The following is a 21,085-nucleotide window of genomic DNA, read 5'->3' on the forward strand; positions in this document are numbered from 1 at the left end:
CGTTACTCTCCTTCAACCCGCATGATGCTGGCGACACCCCGCACGGTGTCGAGGCTGCGCAGTGCCTCGACGGTCCCGCTCAGGGACGCGTCGGACGCACGGTGGGTGACGACGACGAGGGAGGCCTCGCCGTCCTTGCCCTGCTGACGCACGGTATCGATCGACACCCCGTGCTCGGCGAAGACGGTGGCAACCTGGGCGAGAACACCCGGTTTGTCGGCCACGTCAAGGCTGATGTGGTAGCGCGTGACGACCTCGCCCATGGGCGACACGGGCAGGGCGGCGTACGCGGACTCGCCGGGCCCGGTCGTGCCGCTGAGCTTGTTGCGACACACGGCGACCAGGTCGCCGAGCACGGCGGAGGCGGTCGGCGAGCCGCCCGCACCCGGCCCGTAGAACATGAGCTGCCCGGACGCGTCCGACTCGACGAAGACGGCGTTGTACGCGCCGCGCACGGAGGCGAGCGGGTGGGTGAGCGGAATCATCGCGGGGTGCACGCGCGCGGTGACGGAACCCCCGTCCGCGGCCCGCTCACAGATGGCGAGCAGCTTGATGGTGCAGCCCATGTTCTTCGCCGAGGCGAAGTCGGCGGCGGTGACCTCGGCCATGCCCTCGCGGTAGACGTCGTCGAGACGCACGCGCGTGTGGAAGGCGATTCCGGCGAGGATGGCGGCCTTGGCGGCGGCGTCGAACCCCTCGACGTCGGCGGTCGGGTCGGCCTCGGCGTACCCGAGCGCGGTGGCCTCGTCGAGGGCTTCCTGGTAGCCGGCGCCCGTCGAGTCCATCTTGTCGAGGATGAAGTTGGTGGTGCCGTTGACGATGCCGAGCACACGGTTGACCTTGTCGCCGGCGAGGGACTCGCGCAGCGGCCGGATCAGCGGGATGGCACCGGCGACGGCGGCCTCGTAGTAGAGGTCGCGGCCGTGCTCCTCGGCGACGGCGTGCAGGGCGGCGCCGTCCTGGGCGAGGAGCGCCTTGTTGGCGGAGACGACGGACGCGCCGTGCTCGAAGGCCGTGGTGATCAGGGCACGGGCGGGCTCGATACCGCCGATGACCTCGACGACGACGTCGATGTCGCCCCGTTTGACGAGGGCGGTGGCGTCGGTGGTGACCAGTGCGGGGTCGATGCCCTCACGCACCTTGGAGGGCCGGCGGACGGCCACGCCCGCGAGTTCCACCGGGGCCCCGATCCTGGCGGCGAGATCGTCGGCGTGCGTCGTCATGATGCGCGCCACCTCTGAGCCGACAACCCCACAGCCCAGCAGCGCCACCTTCAGCGGACGCGTACGCATCATCCGACCTCGTTTCCTCATACCGTCTACGGTTGGACCAGTCTCACTCACCGAACGGGACTTTCCGGCCTTTGTCCGGATCGTGAGACGTCTATTTCATTTTCCCGGCGGCGGAAATCAGGAGATCTTCCGCCGCCGTACAGCTGCTGCCGTCCGTCATCCGACGTCGAGACGCAGGATGTCCTCTTCCGTCTCGCGGCGGACGATCACCCGGGCCTCACCGTCGTGCACGGCGACGACCGGCGGGCGCAGGGCGTGGTTGTAGTTGCTGGCCATGGAGCGGCAGTACGCGCCGGTGGCGGGGACCGCGATGAGGTCGCCGGGTGCCAGGTCGGCGGGCAGGAAGGCGTCCTTCACGACGATGTCGCCGCTCTCGCAGTGCTTGCCGACGACGCGGACGAGCATCGGCTCGGCGTCGGACGCGCGGGAGACGAGAGCGACGCTGTACTCGGCGTCGTAGAGGGCGGTCCGGATGTTGTCGGACATGCCGCCGTCGACGGAGACGTAGGTACGCAGTCCGTCGAGGGGCTTGATGGTGCCGACTTCGTAGAGGGTGAAGGCGGTCGGCCCGACGATGGCGCGCCCGGGCTCGACGGAGATACGCGGAGTCCGCAGCTTCGCGGCCTCGCACTCACGCGTGACGATCTCACTGAGCGCCTTGGCGATCTCGTGCGGCTCGCGCGGGTCGTCCTCACTCGTGTACGCGATGCCGAGACCGCCGCCGAGGTCGATCTCGGGCAGCTCGACGCCGTGCTCGTCACGGACCTCGGCGAGCAGCTTCACGACCCGGCGCGCGGCGACCTCGAACCCGGCCATGTCGAAGATCTGCGACCCGATGTGGCTGTGGATTCCGACGAGTTCGAGCCCGTCGAGCGCGAGCGCACGCCGTACGGCCTCCGCCGCCTGCCCGTCGGCGAGGCCGATCCCGAACTTCTGGTCCTCGTGGGCGGTGGCGATGAACTCGTGGGTGTGGGCCTCGACGCCGACCGTCACCCGGATCTGCGCGCGCTGCCGCTTGCCGAGGGACTGGGCGATGTGCGCGACACGCACGATCTCCTGGAAGGAGTCGAGAACGATGCGTCCGACGCCGGCCTCGACGGCCGTGCGGATCTCTTCCTCGGACTTGTTGTTGCCGTGGAAGGCGATGCGGTCGGCGGGCATCCCGGCGGAGAGGGCGGTGGCGAGCTCTCCCCCGGAGCACACGTCCAGGTTGAGCCCCTCTTCGTGCAGCCAGCGGACAACGGCCCGCGACAGGAAGGCCTTCCCGGCGTAGAAGACGTCGGCGTCGTGCCCGAAGGCGGTGCGCCAGGCGCGGGCACGCTCGCGGAAGTCGGCCTCGTCGAGGAAGTAGCCGGGGGTGCCGAACTCCTCGGCGAGCTGCTTGACGTCGATGCCGCCGACGCGCACCACCCCGTCGTCGCCGCGGCTGACGGTGTGGGACCAGACCTTCGGGTCAAGGGCGTTGAGATCTGCGGCCGGGGCGCTGTAGTGGCCCTCGGGGAGGACGTCGGCGTGACGGGGCCCGGCGGGGTGTGCGGAACGGCTCATGGTCTGTGTGGCTCTCTCAGGTGTCAGAGGTAGTCGGGTGCGCTGATGCCGAGGAGGGACAGGCCACCGGCCAGCACCGTCCCGGCGGCTTCGGCGAGGGCGAGCCGGGCACGGTGGGCGGCCGAGGGTTTCTCGTCGCCGAGCGGCAGCACGGTGTGCTGGAAGGCGAGGAACGCGTCGGCGGTGGCGACGAGGTGCCGGGCGAGCCGGTCGGGGGCGTGCTGGGCCGCGGCGGCGCTCAGGGCGTGCGGGTACCCGGCGAGCTCCCGGACGAGAACCTCTGCGCCGGGTACGTCAACGGGTACGTCACCGGGTTCGCCGTGGAACCCCAGCCGGGCGGCGCAACGGGTGAGCGCACGGGCACGCGCGTGGGCGTACCGGATCCGGAAGAGGGGGTTGCTCTCGCGCTGCGCGAGGTGGTCGGCGGTGATGCGGGGCCGGTCGTGGGCGGCGGGGTGCAACAGCGCCCAGCGGGCGGCGTCGGCACCGAGGGGGGCGGGGTCCTCGGGCGCGGGCACGGGCCGCAGGGTGACAGCCTCCCCCGCCCGCACATGATCGACCTCGGCGCGACCGCCCTGGCTGGCGACGATACGGACGAGGCTGTCGGCGACGACTTCGGCGCGGATGTCGTACGGGATGCGGAGGGGGATGACTTGGCCGGTGAGGGTGGGGGTGTGGCCGTAGGGGGTGCCGTGACTGTCATGGCCACTGTCGATTGCATGCCCGATTGCGTGCCCGTTGGCGTGCCCGTTCGCGTGCCCGTCGAGGATCTCGCGTACGAGGGCGATGGTGGCGGTGGCCGCTTCGAGATGGATGTTGAGGAAGCCGGGGCCGGTGATCTCGACACCGGCGACACCGGCGGTACGGCTGAGGTGGGGGCGCAGGATCTCGGCGACCTGGCGGGGCGGGCGTCCGGCGGGGCGGGCCAGCTGGAGCGCGATGTTGGTGGCGTAGTCCCCACAGCCGCCGGGCCCGGGCGGCGTGACCACGGCCCGTACGGGAACGGCCACGCTCAGCTCACCCTCGTCCACGGCACAACGCACCGCGCGCAGCACGGTGCGGGAGAGCTCGACGGGGGTCACGGGACAAGCGTAGGGGAGGAGGGGGGTGGGAATGCGAGTCGGTTTACTCGGGGGTCCGGGATATGGACGGGGCGGGGTGGGCACTGGGGGACGATCAGCCGCAACGCGGCGCACCGTTCTCCGCCCCGCTTCTCCCCGCCGCGTCTCCGCACGTCTTCGTCAGGTGCCGGCGCGGTCACCCGCCCGCTCGGCCCCACCGGCCCCACCGGCGCCGCAGGGACTGCCGAGGGAGGCCGGGTCACCGTCGCCTCCCCCGCTTCCCCCTCCCTCACTGTCTCGCTCCATCAACTGCCGTACGAGCCGCACGAGTTCGGCGGGCTCGAACGGCTTGGCGAGGAAGGCGTCGACGCCGACACCGAGCCCGGCCTCGACCTCGTACTGCGTACAGGCACTCACGATCGCGAGGGGCAGATCACGGGTCCGCGGATCGGCACGGAGGCGGGCGGCGGTCCGCAGCCCGTCGAGCCGGGGCATGACGACATCAAGGGTGACGACATCGGGGCGTACCTGATGAACGACATCCAGACACTCGGCACCGTCAGCCGCGGTCACGACCTCGAGACCCTCCAGCTCGAGGTTGACCCTGATCAGCTGCCGGATGACCTTGTTGTCGTCCACAACAAGCACCCGGCCGGACGCGCCTGGCACAACTCGAGAGTAGGTCGGCACCCACGACCGCGTCCGGCTTTTCCCCACTTCCCCCTCGTCCGGGGCCGCGACACCGCTCCCCCGCCACCCCCAAAACCTGTTCATGGGGACCCTGAAAGAGCTGGTAGGGTTCTACCCGTCGCAGCGCAACGCGCCAGACACGCCCCCGTAGCTCAGGGGATAGAGCAACGGCCTCCGGAGCCGTGTGCGCAGGTTCGAATCCTGCCGGGGGCACTCGCCTACAACCAGCACAGTTCATGCGCTGACCAGGGCGGATGCCATGAACAAAGAGTCGGACTCAGTCTCACTGAGTCCGACTCTTTGTCGTTGTCTGTCACTGAGTGGCGAGTGAGGCCACAACGGCCCGGTCGCCGCCCGCCATATGGCGAACGGGTATCTGGGGGAGAAACCCGGCGTGGCGGAGGTCAGCCATCAGGAAGATCAAAGCGCCCCTGGCCGCTCGGCTGACTTCCCAGCCAGCCGAGCAAGGTCTGCGTATACACGGTCGTAACGTCAGTCCCTCATACGGCGCCGATGCCGGCGTTCGTGACCCACTTGGCAGTGGGGGCCTCGTGCCCTACGACTCGTCACCGGCGCCCGGGGCTGTCCCGAAGGGACGGGTCAGCGCGCCAGCCACGAGCCGAACATGACGCCCTTCTCCAGCGCGCCGAGCGCCTTGGGGCCGAACGACGTGATGCCGGTGACCGTCAGGCCGCCGGCCGCGCCCCGCAGGTGCCAGGCGGCGCCGGAGTCGGCGTAGGTGCCGTCCTCCAGGGGCGCGGTCGCCGTCAGGTCGGCCTTGCCGTCCTTGTTGGTGTCCGACAGCAGGACCTGGCTGCCGAACTTGTCCTCCTTCTCGGAGGCGCCGGGCACGCCGGTCGTGGACTGCTGGAAGGCCTGCGCGCCCGTGCCGGTCAGACCGGTGCGGGAGCCCTTGAGCAGCACCGTGCTCCCCGCGTCCGCGACCGACTCGATGTCCTCGCCGGGGATGCCGACCGCGACGTCCGCGTAGCCGTCGCCGTTCACGTCGCCCGCGCTGATCGAGGAGCCGAACTCGTCGCCCTCCTCGCCGACCCCGGGCACGCCCGCCGTGTCCTGCGTGATCTTCGCGGTGCGGGTCGTCGAAGGCCCGTCCGCGGTGCCGTACTTGATGAGGATCGTGCCCTTCTGGTACGGCATGTCCTCGAAGTTGTTGCCGATGTCGCGGACGATCAGGTCGCCGTAGCCGTCCTTGTCGACGTCCGCGATCGCCCCGCCGACGGAGGCCGCGAGTGGCTTCGGGGTGGTGTTCACACCGTCCTTGCCGCCGGCCCAGAACTTGCTGCCGTACGCCATCTCCTCGAAGCCGTGGTTGGAGACGATGTCGTCGGCGCCGTCGCCCGTGATGTCGCCCGTGACGAAGCCGCCGGGGCCGAAGGTCCGGCTGGTGGCGACCGCCTGGGTGCTCGCGGCCTTGCCTTCGCGCGTGAAGGGGCCGTAGGAGATGAGCATGCCCTGGTCGTCGTTGTCGGGGTCGTCGCTGCGCGGGAAGTCCACCGTGACCAGGTCGCGCTTGCCGTCGCCGTTGAAGTCGCCGGCGGTGACGTGCCCGCCGTTCCAGGGCAGCTCGGCGCTGCCCTGGCCGGACAGGCCGGCGGCGGAGCCCCACAGGACCACGGCCTTGCCGTCGTAGCCGTTGACGACGAGGTCGGTGTACCGGTCGCCGTCGAGGTCGGCGGCGGCCGTCTCCTGGCCGAAGCGTCCGCCGCTCTCCGGGTCGCCGGGCACGCCAGGGGTGGCGCGGCCGAAGGTCTTGGCGTGCGCGGTGTCGGGGCCCGACGCGGAGCCGTAGACGACCGTCACCTGGCCGGGCGTCGTGCCCTCGTAGCCGCCGACCGCGGAGAACACGAGGTCGGCGTACCCGTCGTGGTTGAAGTCGACGAGCGGCGTGCGCGGCGGCACTGGCGCGGCCGAGGCCGGGCCGGCGGCGGCGACGAGCACGAGGGGAGTGGCGAGCGTGGTGACCGCGAGGGCGGCCGTGAGGGAGCGTCGCACTGATCCTCCAGAAGAGAGAAAGACAGAGAAAGACAGGAAAAACAGAAGGCGAGAGAGGGGGAGGGGGTCAGCCGCCGAGCGTGTGGCCGAACTTGGCGTCCTTCTCGGGGGCGCCGAGCTTCACGGGGCTGAGCGTGCCGGCGCCCGTCGTGGTCAGGCCGCTCGCGGAGCCGTAGAGGTTCCACAGGGCGCCCGAGTCGGCGAAGGCACCGTCCTCGCCGGGGGCCGTCGCGGTCAGGTCCGCCTTGCCGTCCTTGTTCAGGTCGGAGAGGCTCACCTGGCGGCCGAAGTCGTCGCCCGACTCGGAGACGCCGGGCACGCCCGCAGTGGACTGGTTGTAGGCGATCGCACCCTTGCCGGTCATGCCGCCGACGGCCTTGGACGCGCCCTTGAGCAGGATCACCGCGCCGGTACCGGTGGCGGCGTCGAGGCTCTCGCCGGGAACGCCGACCGCGACCTCCGCCTTGCCGTCGCCGTTCACGTCACCGGCGCTGAGGGACGCGCCGAAGGCGTCGTTCGCCTCGCTCGCCCCGGGAACCCCCGCGGTGGCCTGGGTGATGACCTTCTTGCGCGTGTTGCTCGGCCCGGTGGAGCCGCCGTACTGGATGGTGATGCTGCCCGGGGCGGAGTCGATGACCTCGGTGACGGAGCCGATGTCGCGGGTGATCAGGTCGCCGTAGCCGTCGCCGTCGACATCGCCGACGGTGCCGCTGTACGCCGTGCCGAGGGCCTTGGAGGTGTGGCCGACGCCGGTCCTCGACCCCTTCCAGAAGCGGGCCTCGTGCTGCATCTCCTCGAAGCCGTGCGTGGTGACGATGTCGTCGACACCGTCGCCCGTGAGGTCACCGGTGATGAAGGAGCGCAGACCCGAGGGGCCGTCGTCCGTGGTGATGCTGTCCTGGGTGCGCGTCTTGCCGTCGCGGGTGAACGGGCCGTACTGGATCGTCATCCCGGAGACGTCCGGGTCGTCGCTCGGGTCGGAGTTCACGACGAGGTCGCGCTTGCCGTCGCCGTTGAAGTCACCGAGGGCGAACTCGGAGTACCGGTACGGCAGAACGGTGTTCTGGCCGGTAAGGCCGTCCTTGGAGCCCCAGAGCACGGTCGGCTCGCCGTCGTCGCCGCCGCTCGCCACGAGCAGGTCGGTGTACGAGTCGCCGTCGAGGTCACCGGGGAGCGTCTGGACACCGAAGGCGAACGTGCCCTGGAGGTCGCCGGGGACGCCGGGCGTGGCCCGGCTGATCATCTGGTGGCGCGCCGTTCCGGGCCCGGAGGCGGTGCCGTACACGACCGAGATGTAACCGGCCTTCTCCACACCGCCGACGGTGCCGAAGGGCGCCGCGACCGCGAGGTCGGCGTGTCCGTCGTGGTTGAAGTCGGTCATCGGCGTGCGGGGCGGCACGGGCGCGGCCGACGCCGTGCCGGAGGTGGCGAAGAGCGCGAGGGGGGTCGCGAGCGCGGTGACGGCGATCGCGGCGGTGAGAGTGCGGCGGGGCACTGTGCCTCCTGTGCGGAACGTGTGTGACGTACCGGGAGACGGACCACTTCGAGTGAAGGTTGTACACCGCAGGAACTCCGTTGCGAGATGCGGACGTTCCATCGAGTACGGCGGCCGTTCACCTCGCGACCGCCCAGGCGCGCGACACTGGCCCGCGGAGCGAGGCCAGGGGAGGGACGGGATGGCGCGGGCGAGGATGTCGATGCAGGAGCTGATCCGGCGCAGGCGGCGGGCGGGCTTCGTGGGCAGACGCGAGGAGCTGCGGGCGTTCCGGGAGAACTTCGACCTGCCCGTGGACGACGACCGCCACCGGTTCCTGTTCCACGTGCACGGCCCGGCGGGCGTCGGCAAGGCCCAGGTCGTGGAAGATCGTCCAGCCCTCGCCGATCAACACCTCGACCAGCTCCTGATTGCAGCGCTGTCGACACTTCGTGTGAGTGGCGTATGAGATTCACCCACACACGATCAGGCGAAGCCGTTTCCACAGGTCAGGTGGGCAATGATCGTACGAGGGGCAGTGCCCTCCGCAGCCGTGTACGCAGGTTCGAATCCTGCCGGGGGCACCTTGAATTAGGTGCCCAAGGACCCGTCACCAGCGGAAACGCTGAGGCCGGGGTCTTCGCGTATGTGCAGGAGGATGCAGCCCGAAGCCGCTCCATGTCAGGGTCTATGGACGAGGCGTGGACGGGATCTTGAAGCATCGTCGCAGGTCACTCGCCCTCCCTGGGGTGATCGCGACTCCATCCCAGAACAACAGCACTGACAACATGCCCCCGCCGCGCCGTCACGCCACCCGCGGCTTCTTGAGTCTTCGGCATGACAGCCTGGCCTCGACTCCACCATGCCTACAGCAGCGCTTTACTCGCTGTGCGAATCGCAGTATCCAGCCGGCGCTGCCGCCGACGGCTGGGGACCCTGGGAGTCGTATGACGCACCACCAGTACGCTTCCAGCCCTCGACTCACGAGCAACGAGGGGGTAGACGTGATCGTTGATCACGAACACGACGAGGACGACCGCGAGAGCGTCGATAGCTTGTACCAGAAGTGGGAAATCATGCACTCCCGGTTGCGCAGAACCGGTGATGAGGTCCGCGCTCTCCATACGCGCACAACCTTCTGGCACGGCTCAGAGCCGCGATACGCAGCCGACTGGGCCTGGATCATGCAGGCATTCGCCCGAGAAGTGACTACCGCCAAGCGGAGCGACTTCCAGGACTTGATCCTCCAGACAACAGAGCTGCACCATCGCGGAACAGGGGTTCTCAGTGAAGATCACGGCCCTGAACCAATTCCATCGCCGTTCGTGCGACGCCTGCCTCCGAACCAGAACGAGATCGAGGCGAAACGCCGCCAGCGCCAAGTCCGTCACGTACTTGCTTACCAAGAGCACATCCGACACTGCCTCAAACACTTTGTCACCGCTTGGACGGCCCTCATCGACGGCTGCTTGATCTGCGACTGGGAAATGATCGATGACGAGTTCCCAAAGCTCGCGCAGTTGCTAGAAGAAGCCCAGCGCGCCTTCGACATCTGGGTTTCCCTCGATCAGTAGCAAGAAGACTGTGCTCGTTTCGATTGCGTCGAGGGCTCCATCAAGGCGGCTCGCTCCGCTCACCGCGCGCGGCCAGGCTTGCGCTCCTGTCTCCGCCCCGCTCCAGCCCGGCCGACGCCCGTGCCGCGCAGAGCAACCAGCCGCCTACCGTCAGAGAATCAGTACGTCGTGGCTGAGGCGGTCGGCTCCACAGCTTTACGGAGCCACTTTGGCGCGAGCCTCGAAGATCATGGCCCCAACGTCGTGCTTTAGCGGTCAGGTCCACAGACTACCCGACACGCCGGAAGCTTACGGGGCCATGATCACTCGCGCCAAAGCAGCACCACCCCAAATCCGCTCCGCCGACCTCGTGGGGCCAAGACCGACAAGTTGCATTGCGACCTAGCCCGTCGCCGTCCATCAACGCCCCGCATGCGATGCTCTACATACCTGCGAGCTTGCGCCGTGTTTGTGTTTCCAGGCAGCGTTGATCTCTACTTCTACCCCGGGAGCAATCGTGGGCTGACGAGGCGATGACCAGCCCACAGATCGTGTTCCCGACAGACCACCATAAGGTTGGTGGGTGTTAGGGCTCCGGCGATATTGCGTGGCGCGGCAAAGAGTTCGTGGCTGGTCAACCGTGCACCGCAACCTACTGGAGCTTCGCAGCGTGCCCGTGTGGCAACTACACGCAGTGTCCAGAACGGTTGCGGGACCGATATAACCCCCAGTGACGGATGATTAATGACGCCGCTCGACCACGCTTTGGCGTCATAGACGCTCCACAAGCTGCTCTTAACCACGTTGCACCAGCCACATGCCAGTTTGAGATTGTCCTCGTCGGTGGCGCCACCCTCGGCTACCGGGATAACGTGGTCCAGTTCGACTCTTAGGTGTCTGGACTTGATGCCACGCGGCCGCGTGAAGTCAACCAATTTGTGCGGTTCGATCGGATCCTTCGTTCGACGTAGGAAAAGATCCCGCGCCTGTGGGCAAAACTTATACCCGCACAAATAACAACGTTGCACGGGATCGTTCTTGAACCAGACAGCATTACGCAAGCCGTTATCGATACGCTCGCGCCCCGCGGCTCTCCTTGCCTTGATATCACGCCACGCGAAGGATGTGAGCCGACGAGCTATCTGGTTCAGTTCATCCTGCGGAGCTTGCGGATCCATTTCCTGCAAGCGTTGGCATATTTCACGGAACAGATAGCCAATACTCTCCGTATTGCGAGCATATCTGCCGAGATCGACGAGCCCTTCTATAAACCAGCGACCCACCGTCATCGAGTAGTCAGCGCGCAGAATCCATTCGTTTCTTCCCAGAAGCCCCGAAGGGGCAGTCAGTTCAGCAACTTCCCTGAGGTGACTCTCCGACCATCTACGACTAAGCGCGCCGTCGAGCACCTTGTAGAAATTCTCAATCGGTTGAGTATCCATCGGCTACGGCTTGAACTTCCGCGGAAGACCGTTGGCCGGCACTTTCCGATACTCATGCCAGTTTTGAGACCACAGACGCTTCACGATCAATTGGTCTTTTTTCGTTTTTTCGAGACGCCAGTCACGATTGAAGTAGGAGGGGCTTACACGGCCGTCCTTCAGCCACCTCTGCAAGGTGCGATCAAAGTCATCCGTGGTCTCGAGGGCTTCGCCTTGAGTGTAGATGAAGTCAAAATAGTCGCACGCCAGGATGGTAAGTGAAATTTTATTGAAGAGGTTACTATTCCCAGTGCTACCCCATGCGTTGTAGGTATCTAGATCCTGCGTGTCGCCAAAATAGTCGCGCACGTGGACATAGAAACGAACAAAGATCTCTCTCCACGGTCCGTCTGGGCGTGACCAGTCTGCGAGTTTCTCGTCGAGCGTGTCACCCGAAGCCAGTCCGCAGTTAGGGAAGTACTCCAACCGCCAAGCTCGAGCGTAATCCGTCCTCTCGTGGTAGGGGCGGCCACCCTGCAGTTTGCGGAAAATAGTGACCAGGCTCTGCAGCACGCTCCATTTGAGCAGGTCCGGCCGGTCCCCGTCGACACCGGTCTGCACAAGCCCGCGAAACGGGCTGTCCTCAGCGCGAGTTAGATAAGCAATGGCCTGGGAGTCCTCGAGCTGAATGCCGGCTCCCTTAAGCCGCTCCCGAACTGATTGCAATTCTTCTCGACCGAGACTGGTCGAGATGATCGTTCCCAGCAGGGCTGACCCCATGAGTACTGCTTTCTGGTTTACGATCACGAATTGAAACACATGCTCGCTCGGACTGCTGTCCATCAGCAGTGAGACGGGAAGGTGGCGGCTCTTTTTCAGCAGTACCTGCTTCTCCGCCTCGCCAGGATCCAGTCCTGCTTGAACTGATTCCATGACTGCTTCCTCAGCTGCCGGGGTGTCCGCCAGTTGCTCAGCAGAGAGGACGGCCCCTCTGAGCCTGTGTTGTCCGTCGACGAGGACGACGGGCTTAAGGTATCCCAATAGCGCAGCTTTGGTGAAACCTTGGATCTCGTCGGCGTCGTCAACCCCTAGATGCTGCAAAACACGCATCCGCGCTTTCAGTTCGACATAGAAGTCCACTAGGTGCGTTTCTTCAGCGAGCAGTGCCGTGTTTACATCTCCGCCTTCATTGTCCGCAATGACCTCGTCCCTATCGTCGTTGGAAACCTCTTCTATCTGTTCGTCCTCTGCGAGACCGGACGGCTCTGCCCGCTCAGATTCTCGCTCGAGCAACAGAGCAACTTTCCTCTCGTCAACGATGCTGTCATTAAGTGCGCCGACGCGCTCTTCAAGTCTTTCAGTCAGTCTCTGCAGCAAGTCACGGAGTGGCACTTTCGAGTAGTCTTCATACTCGATCTCTAGGCGTCCGAAGGGGGAGCCAGGGGTCTTCTCTTTAAAATGCACCTTCGTTGCGTCTTGCAAGGCTCCCAAGAGCGGATTTTGGGCTACGTTACGGTCATCCTTGAAGAATTTTGCTAGTTCTCGGACCCTGGCGGGGTCTTGTTCACGCTGGAACCCTGCGGTTTCCTCTCCGGCGAGGCGTCGCCGTTCGGGAACACCCGACCACTTCTCGATCTCCACGGCAGGAGCAGAGAAGAGAATCAACGGCTTGCTGTCTGAAGTCTGAAACGTGCGAAAAGCGTCGTACGCGCGACGAATCGTCACCACGGCGTTTCCTCCCCCTTGCGGATCAACAGCTGCAGGACTCCTGATACATCGTCGGGTAAGCGAAGTTCGTTTCGGCCTACTGGATAGCCATCCTGGATGATGCAATTCACGCCAAAGAGGCTGTAGGCCACCTGCACTCCGCTTCCTGACGGGACGTCATTCTATCGGTTCAGCGATCACGCCGGAACTGTCTGAACGCATGGACCAGGGAATTTTGGACAAGGGGACGGATTCGGCCAGGAGGAGACGCCCGGCACAGCAGCGTCAGCGCCGTGCCGGGATCCTCTGTTGCTGTTACCAGTCCAGGTCCGCGGCTTGCATCAGCTCGGAGACGTCGTTTTGCCGCTCGTCGGGCGCGGTGAGGGCTTCCATGACCAGCGTGCTAATGATGGAGACGTAGTCGTGCCCACCGCTGGCGTTGATCTCGCCTTGGATATAATTCAGTCCGCCGTTAGCATACTCTTCAAAGATCTTGACCCGGTCGGGCTGGCGCTCATCGGCGAGGATCTTCGGATCGTCTGGTTCATCGGCCACTGCGATCATGTCGACGAGTACATCGCCGTATTGGCGGCCTTCGATCAGCGCCAGACGAATGGGCTCGCCAGGTTTATCAAAGGAATCTCGCTTGCCCTTGTTACGGCCTAGCACGGCAGCGAACATGAGCACGTCCACCATGGCGTTGAAAGGGCCCTCTTTGCCGGACAATGCCGAGACAAGGTCCTCATGAGCGGCTGGCCTGCGGAAACGGTCTTCGTATGCCATCAGAAGGCCACCTCTTCCAAGATGGTGTGCTCGAAATCGCCGTGCGTGACGTAGGCGACGGCCCGGTTGTTGATCTCGATGGTCTCTTGCGCGGCGTTGGTGTTGGGGGTGACCGTGCGCAGCACGTACATGCGGGTGGCTGCCCCTTGCAGGTTTTCCATCACTTTGCCACTCGCCTGGGAGTTTGAGAGCAGGGTGACGATCTGTGAGGTGAGCTTCGGCAGTGCTTGCGAGATTTCTTCTTGATACGTGAAGTCCAGGCTGCCGAAGGGGGCATCCATGACGACGGGGTAGATGCCTCCCTCGCCGATGATGTCTTCGCTGTCTTTGGCCTTGCGCTGGTGGATCTGCTTGGCAATCTCCGAGACTGCGCCGACGAAAGACAAGCCCAGGACCTGGTTTTCGCCCGTGCTGCGGATAGCAATGCCGGCGGGTGACTTCAGCAACAGCTCGAAGGAGTCCGTCAGTTTGGGCTCGTAGGACTTGATGAAGATCCTTGAGAAGACCTCCTTGAGCTTCGCATCGAGCTGTTCGCGGACCTCTTCGGTCTTCAGTTCCAGTGCCTCGCGGAAGGTGTCCAGCACCTCGTTGACGAGATTGACCTGTCGCTGCACCTTTCGGGATGCATCGTCCGCTGCCTGCGCGGACTTGAAGAGTCTCTTCATCTTGTCGATCTCGGCTTCGAACTCTACTCGGCGCTCTTCCAGTCGACGATGCTCTGCGAGTCCGTCGATGCGTTTTTCGTCGTATTCCTTGCGCCGCTGCTCGAGGCGCTGTACGTCTTCGATGTTGACGCCTTGCAGCTGGCGGTCGACCTCGCTCTTTTCTTCCTCCAGGCTCTTGATCTCGTCCTGGCAGTTTTGAATCTCGAATGTGGCCTGCCGCAGGTCGTCGAGGAGATTTTGACGTGCCTCGCTGAGGTGCTTCATCTGTCCACTGACATACATCCAGCGGGCTTCCACATCGGCAAGACCGGCGTTGTAGCGACGTTTATCCAACTCTTGATATGCCGAGCTCCCTTGGGGAACGGGAGTGCCGCACATGCACGTGCCTTCGTCGAGGAGGCCCTCGATGAAGTCGCGTTGGATTCCAGCGGGCAATTGGCGGCGCTCGCGCATGCCCTCTGCCAGCCCGATCACGGTTTCGTCGATGTGCGATGTGAAGGCGAGGAAGCCTCCTTTGGAGAGGACCTCACGCTTGCGTGCGTACCGGTCCTGCAGTTGCCCGCCCATCTCGTTGATTTTCCATTCGAGTTTCTTTCGGGCGTTCTGTAGAGGCTTGGACTCCGAGTGGCTGCGCAGCGCTCTTTCCATCTCCCGGACTTCGCTCTCGTAGCTGCTGATGTCGCGGGAGACTTTCTTCGCACGCCGGTCAGCGTCATCGCGCTGCCGTTCGAGTCCTTCTTGTTGATCACGCAGCTGCTGGAGGCGGCTGTCGCCACCCTTGTCGATCTCCTTGGCGAGGCGTCGTGCGGCTGCGGGAAGGTGCTCGGTGATCGCACGCTCCATCGGTTCAAGATCCATCAGGGTCTTGATGGCGCGTTTGACCTCGTCGTTGTTCTCCTCGCCGGTGAACATCTTCTCCATCCGCTCACCGTTGAAGAAGAAGAAGCGGCGCAAGCCTTCAGGGAGGATCTTCTCGATGCGGTCCTGACCGTTGGCTACGGGCTTGCTCTCGCCGTTTTTTATCTCGTTCAGGGTGAGCTTGGCTGCGACAGCTATCTGCTCGTCGGTGTTCTTGACGGTGGCCACCTCACGCAACACGGTGAAGATCACCCCTGCGTGTTCGAATTTCAGCTCCACCGAGGCGCTGACTGGGGTGCCATGCGGGGTTTCCGCCCATTTGTGGTCATGGATGACGCGCTGCTGTTGCTCGACGTCGGCGGAGAACTTTCCGTACAACGCCCAGGCGAAGGCGTTGAGGAGGGTGGTCTTTCCCGCACCGTTATTGCCGAAGATCAGCACCGCCGGCTTGGAATCGTTGACGGCGAGATCCAGCGTCTGACGGCCGTAGAACGCACGGAAGTTGTCCAGCGTCAGCCTCAGGAGCTTCACTTGATCAGTCCCTTCACGGCCGCCACGATCTCGTTGACCACGGTGGTGGAACTTCTGATGTGCAAGTTTTCACGCTCCAACTCGATGACGCGCCTGGCGAGTTTGACGCCCTCAGGCGACAGCTGACTCAGCACGTCCTGCGCAGTTTTCTTCTCGCTCACGTCTACTCCGTTTGGTGATGCAGTGGATCAAGTGTCGAGCAGGCCATATCGCAGGCGCAGCGGACGAAGGAGGTCGAGGGTCTCGGCTTCGTTGTCCGCCAGTTGTGCGAACTCCGTCACGCGGGCCAGCTCGCGGGCCACCATGCTGCGTTCGGTGCGGTCCTGCAGGTCGGGCATGTTGGTCGGGGGCACCACGATGAAGTCGACGATGTCGGCCATGGTCTTGCCCGGTGCCTGTCGCAGCACTCGGCCGCGGCGTTGAATGAACTGCCGGGGGTTGGAGGAACTGGCCAGCAGGTATGCGGTGCGGGCGGCGGGCACGTCGACACCTTCGTCCAGGCAGCGCATGGAGGCGATGACTTGCAGCTTGCGGTCGGTGAACCGCTGCAAGACCTGGCGACGCTCGGGCCGTTTGGTCTCGGCGGTGTAGCGAGCGGCGGGCATGTGCAAGTGATTGCCGACGAGATCCAGTACTTGATCGATCTGCGCTGGCTCTGCCGCGGCACCGTCTTCGTAGGACAAGGGGTGCTGTCCCTCTGCGCAGTACAGCAGCTGATACCACTCCTCCCTGCGTTGGCTGATCTCCCGTCGCAGCGCGGGAAGTTTGGCGCGGGCATGACCGAGCAGGTTGGCCCGTTTGCGCAGCAGGTGGCCCAGAGGGCTGTTGTCGTCGGCTTGTTCGGAGAACTGCTGCATCGCGAACAGCTTGCCGATCTTTTCGGTGATCTCTATGTAGAGGTCGGTCTCGTCGGCATTCAGTTCCACGATCACGGGCTTATAGGTGTAGCGGCACAGTGCGCCGGCTTTGATGGCGTCGCCGAGTCCGAGCTCGAACACCACCGGGCCGAAGTAGTCGGTGAGTGCGGCGGTGCCTTCGTCGTCAAACCAGCGTTCCGGGGTGGCTGACAGCCCGAGGCGAAACTGCGCGCTGTCAGGCAGCTTGGAGCGGATGTGCCGGGCGCCGAGGTTGTGTGCCTCGTCGGCGATGAGGAGGAGCTGGCCGCGATAGCGCTGAAGGATGCTTTGGAAAGCGGTCTCGCCGAAGGTTTTGTTCGTGGTGATGATGACGCCGCCGCGGGTGGTATGCAGCGCTAGCGCATCCAGCAGTTGGGAGGCGTGGGGGAACCATGCGGCGGTCGACTCGTAGGCGCGCAGGGGGTGCACGCCGAACCACTCGATGTCTTTCGCCCACTGGTCGACCAGGTGCTGGTAGGGGGCGATCACGACGGTGAGCAGTGGTTCGCCGACCTTGTGGAGCATCTTGGTCACCTGCGCGGCCGCGGACAGGGCGGTGAGAGTCTTGCCTGTGCCGGTCGCCATGCGCAGGATGCCGCGGCCTCGCTGCGCGAACCACTGGGTGACGGCTCGCTTTTGGTAGTCGCGCACTTCCAACAGCGGAGGGATGGTCAACATGCCGGCGAGGTCTTCGCGCGCGATAGTGATCGGCGCACCGGACGGGGGGATCGCTGTGTCGTCGCTAGGGTCGACTGCAGCGCGGGTGCTGCGCTCGATGATCTGCTTGGCGGCATCGGTGAAGGGCATGACACGCAGCAGTGGCGTCCTGTCATGCCACAGGTCATCGAAGTCTTTGCTGATACGCAAAGCCCGTTCACGGTCTCGGTCGTCCCAGCTACGGAAGACCTCGATGGATTCGAAGTTGCCAACCAGGCCAGACAGAGTCTCATTCGCGCTGCCTTTGAACGCGACGAGGTCGTGGTCGTCGCGGAAGACGCCGATCTTCTCGTGATACATGCCGACCCGGCTGCCTGCCGTGACGTAGGCGAGCTTCACGTCCAGTCGCCCCTCGGCGATGAGCACGCCGAGCTTGCCTAGTCCGCGCACCGCCCTGGCGTCTTCCGTCGCACGCTCCAGGTCGCGTAGAGCAGCCTTCTCCAGGACGGCGCGAAGTTCGTAGCCGGCTTCGATCTCGGTGATGTCTTCGGCGAGAAGATAGGGCGAGGCCACGATGCGCATCGTCCCGGCGCGCCGGGTGAATTCTTCTATGCCCTCGCCAATGACGGCCAGGACAGAAGCCGTGAAATACCCGACAGCACGGTCGTACGCGGTTGATGCCCGCAGAGCCGGGACGTAGAACTCATCGACAACGTTGCCGCGATCGCTACGGTATTCTCCCCCGAGATCGGCGTGCCGGAGAGCTTCAAGAGCGTGCACTAGAAGTCCAATCCGAGATCCCGAGCAAGCTGAACACCCACCGTTTTATCGGTGGGCTCGTCGGCCCCATGCGTGTCGCGTTGTTCCCCCTTGCTCTCAAGGTCGGTGAGGCGTTGCACTCGTCCCCCGCGAGCAGTGAAGGGAGCGGAGGAGACCACCTGTCGCAGGGTGGACTCTTTGATGGAGAAGGCTTGTGTCAGCGCCTTCACGAGCTCGTCACTTTCTATGCTGCCGCCCGCCTTATCGACTTCTTCTTCCACCAGTTCACGCACACTGGTGTAAGGGCGCAATTGCCATTCGGAAAGCGCCCAGGAGTCGATATCACTGCGCGTAAAGCGCAGGTCAGCAGCAAGTTGCGCCTTCAGGGATCGCTCATTTACAGCGTCGCCCATGCGTGAGGTGAGTTCGCCGGTCGAGAGTGGATGGTCCGCTTCCTGGAGCACGACCCAAGCACGCTGCTTAAGCGTTTTCTGTGCAGGGGCGGCACTATCGCTAGCCTGCGGGACTTCTTCCGCATCCGTGATCCACCCGTTTTCCCCCAGCGTGGCGTTCAGGATACGGTGGACAATAGCCTGTGCCTGCGGCGGAAGTTCTTCTCCGAATCGCAAGAGAAAACCAAATGTCACGCCCTGCTCATCGGGGTTCATCAGACCAGCGAGCAACGCGAACTCTTCGGCAAGCTCGTTATCCAGTGAACGGGAGGGATCAGTACGGGTGAGGGGCAGCGGTGGCGTCTCCCGCGAAGAGGCAGCAGGCAACATGTCGCCGAGTGCCGCAGCATAGGCGTCTTGAACAACCTGCGAAATACGTCCGCGCTCTGCTATGACAAAACCATTGCTGCGTGCCCATGCTCGAATAGTGACGGCATCCGCCTGCGCTGGGGTACGGCTAGCCGAAGTAGGCGACTCCGACTCCCCGTCGTGATCGTGCATGCCCGGCTGTGGTGCACCGTCGAGATTCTTCGCAACTGCCGGGTGATCAGTTGTCACCGACTGGGCGTCCTGCCGCAGAAGATCACCCATCTTGGGGGTGATGGACATGCCACTGAAGTGCAGCTGACCCGATCGGGAAGAAATTCCGCAAAAATCGAGCCAAGCATCGATGTATGACGCAACCCATCCCTGCTGACTCAATATTCTCCGCGCAACGGAGAGCGCCATCACCTCATCCTTTTCAAAATCAAGGATGTGCAGCGTTTTTTTCACTTGCTCAAGCATATTAGGGCGGCATATCCATTGTTCCTGCACTTCGGCATGACGCAAGAAGGACAGCAGCGACACGAAACTCACATCGCTGTCCAGCAAGCAGCTGAAAAGCCACGGGCGGCGCTGCTGGAGCTGTGCCACAGGTGTCGGCGCATAGGTGACATGGTCGAAATCTGCCACAGCTGCCCGCAAAGCGGAGGATGTTGCCATGGCGGCGTCGAGGCGATGGGGTAGCTCGTCACAGAGTTCCTGCAAGCGCTCCAACGGCATGCGTTGCTGCGTTGCCAGCGTGGACAATTCCTGAGGTTCTGGGGCACATCGATACAGGAGCAGCAGGCTTTGCTCTTCGCTGTTCAGCTCACTGAACCACTGTGTTACTGCCATGGCGTGCGAGGTCTCGTTCGGCAGGGCGACCGCACGCATCACAACGCTCAGGAGGGCGGCTACCTCATCCCGCGTCAGGGGAAGGAGCAAATTGAGATCATGCGGTGTCATGTTCCGCATATCGCCCAGCGCGAGAATTCCGGACTCCGCCAATGTTGCGGCAGCACCCCTATTTCCCAGATCGAGGTCTTCAATGACAGTGGAGGCATCCAAAGTCGGAAATAGTGTTTTGCACTCTTCTTCTACGAGGTTCCTGCTAGATAGCAGAATGCTGCCCAGCAGGTCAAAGACTTCTTCCATGGAAGCCCGTCTCATCGACGTCTGCGCCGGACTTTCCTTTCCCCACCAATGGACGGGTCCCCCGAGTCGCTGGAGGTCGATAAGGTCTGGCGCACGGAGATACTCGACCCACGGAAGAACATCAATCCATGTGTCAACATGCTGCGACGACTCCGCTGGAAATGCTGACACTTATGCTCCCACCATGGTTACTTTACTGCCATACCGAATACGAAATCCGCCCGGACGGCAGATCAGCGGACCGGCAAGTCGACCTTCATTTTCAATAAACCCGCGATTTTCATCGCAGGAAGAGATCACCCCTAGGCTTCGCATGCGGTAAATCCCCCCGCCCCGATAGTCCGTTACATCGCCGAGCTCCTCAACGGGCCAGGGTCCGGCTCCCCTTAGCCTTGGTATGCGGGGTGGGTTGTCGCCTACTGTGAGGCAACGACGCGAGTGCGATGGCGGTAGACCGTGCTTATCGCACCGCGCTAGCATGTGCCGGCCATGTTCGGGGTGGCTGGGCGTGGGCAGCCGGGCTGCTACAGCGCAGGCGGAGGTCAAAACCACGCCCACGAGGCAGCACACAACCTGAGGGCGCCCTGCTGGCCGGCCTGTGCCGCCCCTACAGGGCCACCGTCATCGCCGGGTACGGGATGCATGGAAGGCGGCGCGCACGCCCTCTCGGCGGCTCGATCCGCCGGTGTGTGGTGCAGCATGGAGAGTTGAGCCCTGCCCTTTCGCTCGTGCCAATCACCGAAGGCGACGTACCGTCGCTGGTGCGACGAGCCAGCGCGGGCAACGTCACGCTTTGCTCCGTACTTTGCGTCTCGGTAAGGGGAACGTGGCGGTGGGGGGCGTCCACTTTCTGCCCGGCATCGTAGCGGAACGTGCAGGTGGGCGTCTTCTCTTCGATGTATCACGGTTCAACAGCATCCCCCCAGAGGCTGAACCGGGACCTCCTGCGCACCGGGCGCTCGGGATGTGAACGGCGCCGCTGGGGGATCACCCTCAATGACCTGGGCTTCCAAGACGTGGCATACCGGCGTGTTCTCTATGTGGGGCTGACGCCATCCCGTCGCATGGATGACTCCCGGTGGGCCAATAGGTGACACGGACGGAGCGCCATGTGCGTGCAGCCCCCTCGGTGCCTGCACGGAGCCGATGACGCGCTCGGGGACCGAAAAAGGGGCTAAGCAACCGGTATTCACGGGCAGCTTCGCCGCCTGCATGAGCTGCCCGCTGGAGCAAGCTCACGGCAAAGCAGGGCGGTCCCGGTGGCGTC

15 protein-coding genes and 1 tRNA gene are annotated in these 21,085 nt (G+C 64.3%); 3 read left to right on the forward strand and 13 right to left on the reverse strand.

Annotated features, from left to right (window positions below; translation table 11 throughout):
- Positions 1-2 precede the first annotated feature (2 nt).
- From GTY58_RS15310 to GTY58_RS15325, 4 genes are all read right to left on the reverse strand, one after another.
- Positions 3-1,292, reverse strand: a complete 1,290-nt coding sequence (locus GTY58_RS15310) for a homoserine dehydrogenase (RefSeq protein ID WP_010984350.1) — start codon at positions 1,290-1,292, stop codon at positions 3-5.
- Positions 1,293-1,448: 156 nt separating this feature from the next.
- The gene (gene lysA / locus GTY58_RS15315) at positions 1,449-2,840 is read right to left on the reverse strand and encodes a diaminopimelate decarboxylase (protein WP_010984351.1); all 1,392 of its coding nucleotides are present in this window, start codon (positions 2,838-2,840) and stop codon (positions 1,449-1,451) included.
- 23 nt (positions 2,841-2,863) lie between these two features.
- The gene (nrtL, locus tag GTY58_RS15320; RefSeq protein WP_010984352.1) at positions 2,864-3,922 is read right to left on the reverse strand and encodes an ArgS-related anticodon-binding protein NrtL; all 1,059 of its coding nucleotides are present in this window, start codon (positions 3,920-3,922) and stop codon (positions 2,864-2,866) included.
- A 159-nt stretch (positions 3,923-4,081) separates the two neighbouring features.
- Positions 4,082-4,675 carry a response regulator gene (locus tag GTY58_RS15325; protein WP_010984353.1) on the reverse strand — a complete coding sequence of 198 codons (594 nt, stop codon included), beginning with the start codon at positions 4,673-4,675 and terminating at the stop codon, positions 4,082-4,084.
- A 57-nt stretch (positions 4,676-4,732) separates the two neighbouring features.
- Between GTY58_RS15325 and GTY58_RS15330 the strand changes: the two genes are divergently transcribed.
- A tRNA-Arg gene (locus tag GTY58_RS15330) sits at positions 4,733-4,804 on the forward strand.
- Between the two features lie 387 nt (positions 4,805-5,191).
- Here GTY58_RS15330 and GTY58_RS15335 read toward each other — a convergent pair.
- Positions 5,192-6,604 carry an FG-GAP and VCBS repeat-containing protein gene (locus GTY58_RS15335; RefSeq protein ID WP_010984354.1) on the reverse strand — a complete coding sequence of 471 codons (1,413 nt, stop codon included), beginning with the start codon at positions 6,602-6,604 and terminating at the stop codon, positions 5,192-5,194.
- Positions 6,605-6,671: 67 nt separating this feature from the next.
- Positions 6,672-8,099, reverse strand: a complete 1,428-nt coding sequence (locus GTY58_RS15340; RefSeq protein ID WP_037648932.1) for an FG-GAP-like repeat-containing protein — start codon at positions 8,097-8,099, stop codon at positions 6,672-6,674.
- Between the two features lie 181 nt (positions 8,100-8,280).
- Here GTY58_RS15340 and GTY58_RS39615 point away from each other — a divergent pair, with 181 nt between their 5' ends.
- Positions 8,281-8,547: a hypothetical protein gene (locus GTY58_RS39615; RefSeq protein ID WP_010984356.1), complete on the forward strand. Its 267-nt coding sequence runs from the start codon at positions 8,281-8,283 to the stop codon at positions 8,545-8,547.
- A 535-nt stretch (positions 8,548-9,082) separates the two neighbouring features.
- Positions 9,083-9,652 (forward strand): hypothetical protein, encoded by a 570-nt coding sequence (locus GTY58_RS15350; protein ID WP_137865243.1) that lies wholly within the window; start codon positions 9,083-9,085, stop codon positions 9,650-9,652.
- A 479-nt stretch (positions 9,653-10,131) separates the two neighbouring features.
- Here the strand turns inward: GTY58_RS15350 and GTY58_RS15355 are convergent, their stop codons facing one another.
- The 7 genes from GTY58_RS15355 to GTY58_RS39620 form a co-directional block, all read right to left on the reverse strand.
- On the reverse strand, positions 10,132-11,073 hold the full coding sequence (locus GTY58_RS15355; protein ID WP_078936670.1) for an HNH endonuclease signature motif containing protein: 942 nt from the start codon (positions 11,071-11,073) through the stop codon (positions 10,132-10,134).
- Positions 11,074-11,076: 3 nt separating this feature from the next.
- A complete protein-coding gene (locus GTY58_RS15360) occupies positions 11,077-12,780 on the reverse strand; it encodes a hypothetical protein (RefSeq protein WP_137865241.1) in 1,704 nt (567 codons plus the stop codon).
- Between the two features lie 294 nt (positions 12,781-13,074).
- The gene (locus GTY58_RS15365) at positions 13,075-13,542 is read right to left on the reverse strand and encodes a DNA phosphorothioation-associated protein 4 (RefSeq protein WP_037648940.1); all 468 of its coding nucleotides are present in this window, start codon (positions 13,540-13,542) and stop codon (positions 13,075-13,077) included.
- Positions 13,542-15,596, reverse strand: coding sequence for an AAA family ATPase (locus GTY58_RS15370; protein ID WP_010984358.1), 2,055 nt, complete (start codon positions 15,594-15,596; stop codon positions 13,542-13,544). Before GTY58_RS15370 ends, GTY58_RS15365 begins: the two co-directional genes overlap by 1 nt.
- Positions 15,593-15,757: a hypothetical protein gene (locus GTY58_RS15375; protein ID WP_010984359.1), complete on the reverse strand. Its 165-nt coding sequence runs from the start codon at positions 15,755-15,757 to the stop codon at positions 15,593-15,595. Before GTY58_RS15375 ends, GTY58_RS15370 begins: the two co-directional genes overlap by 4 nt.
- Before the next feature lie 27 nt (positions 15,758-15,784).
- Positions 15,785-17,929 (reverse strand): DNA phosphorothioation system restriction enzyme, encoded by a 2,145-nt coding sequence (locus GTY58_RS15380; RefSeq protein ID WP_010984360.1) that lies wholly within the window; start codon positions 17,927-17,929, stop codon positions 15,785-15,787.
- Positions 17,929-19,818 (reverse strand): histone-like nucleoid-structuring protein Lsr2, encoded by a 1,890-nt coding sequence (locus GTY58_RS39620; RefSeq protein ID WP_197586468.1) that lies wholly within the window; start codon positions 19,816-19,818, stop codon positions 17,929-17,931. Before GTY58_RS39620 ends, GTY58_RS15380 begins: the two co-directional genes overlap by 1 nt.
- Positions 19,819-21,085: the final 1,267 nt, after the last annotated feature.

It is taken from the genome of Streptomyces sp. SID5469 (assembly GCF_009862865.1).
GTDB lineage: Bacteria > Actinomycetota > Actinomycetes > Streptomycetales > Streptomycetaceae > Streptomyces > Streptomyces avermitilis.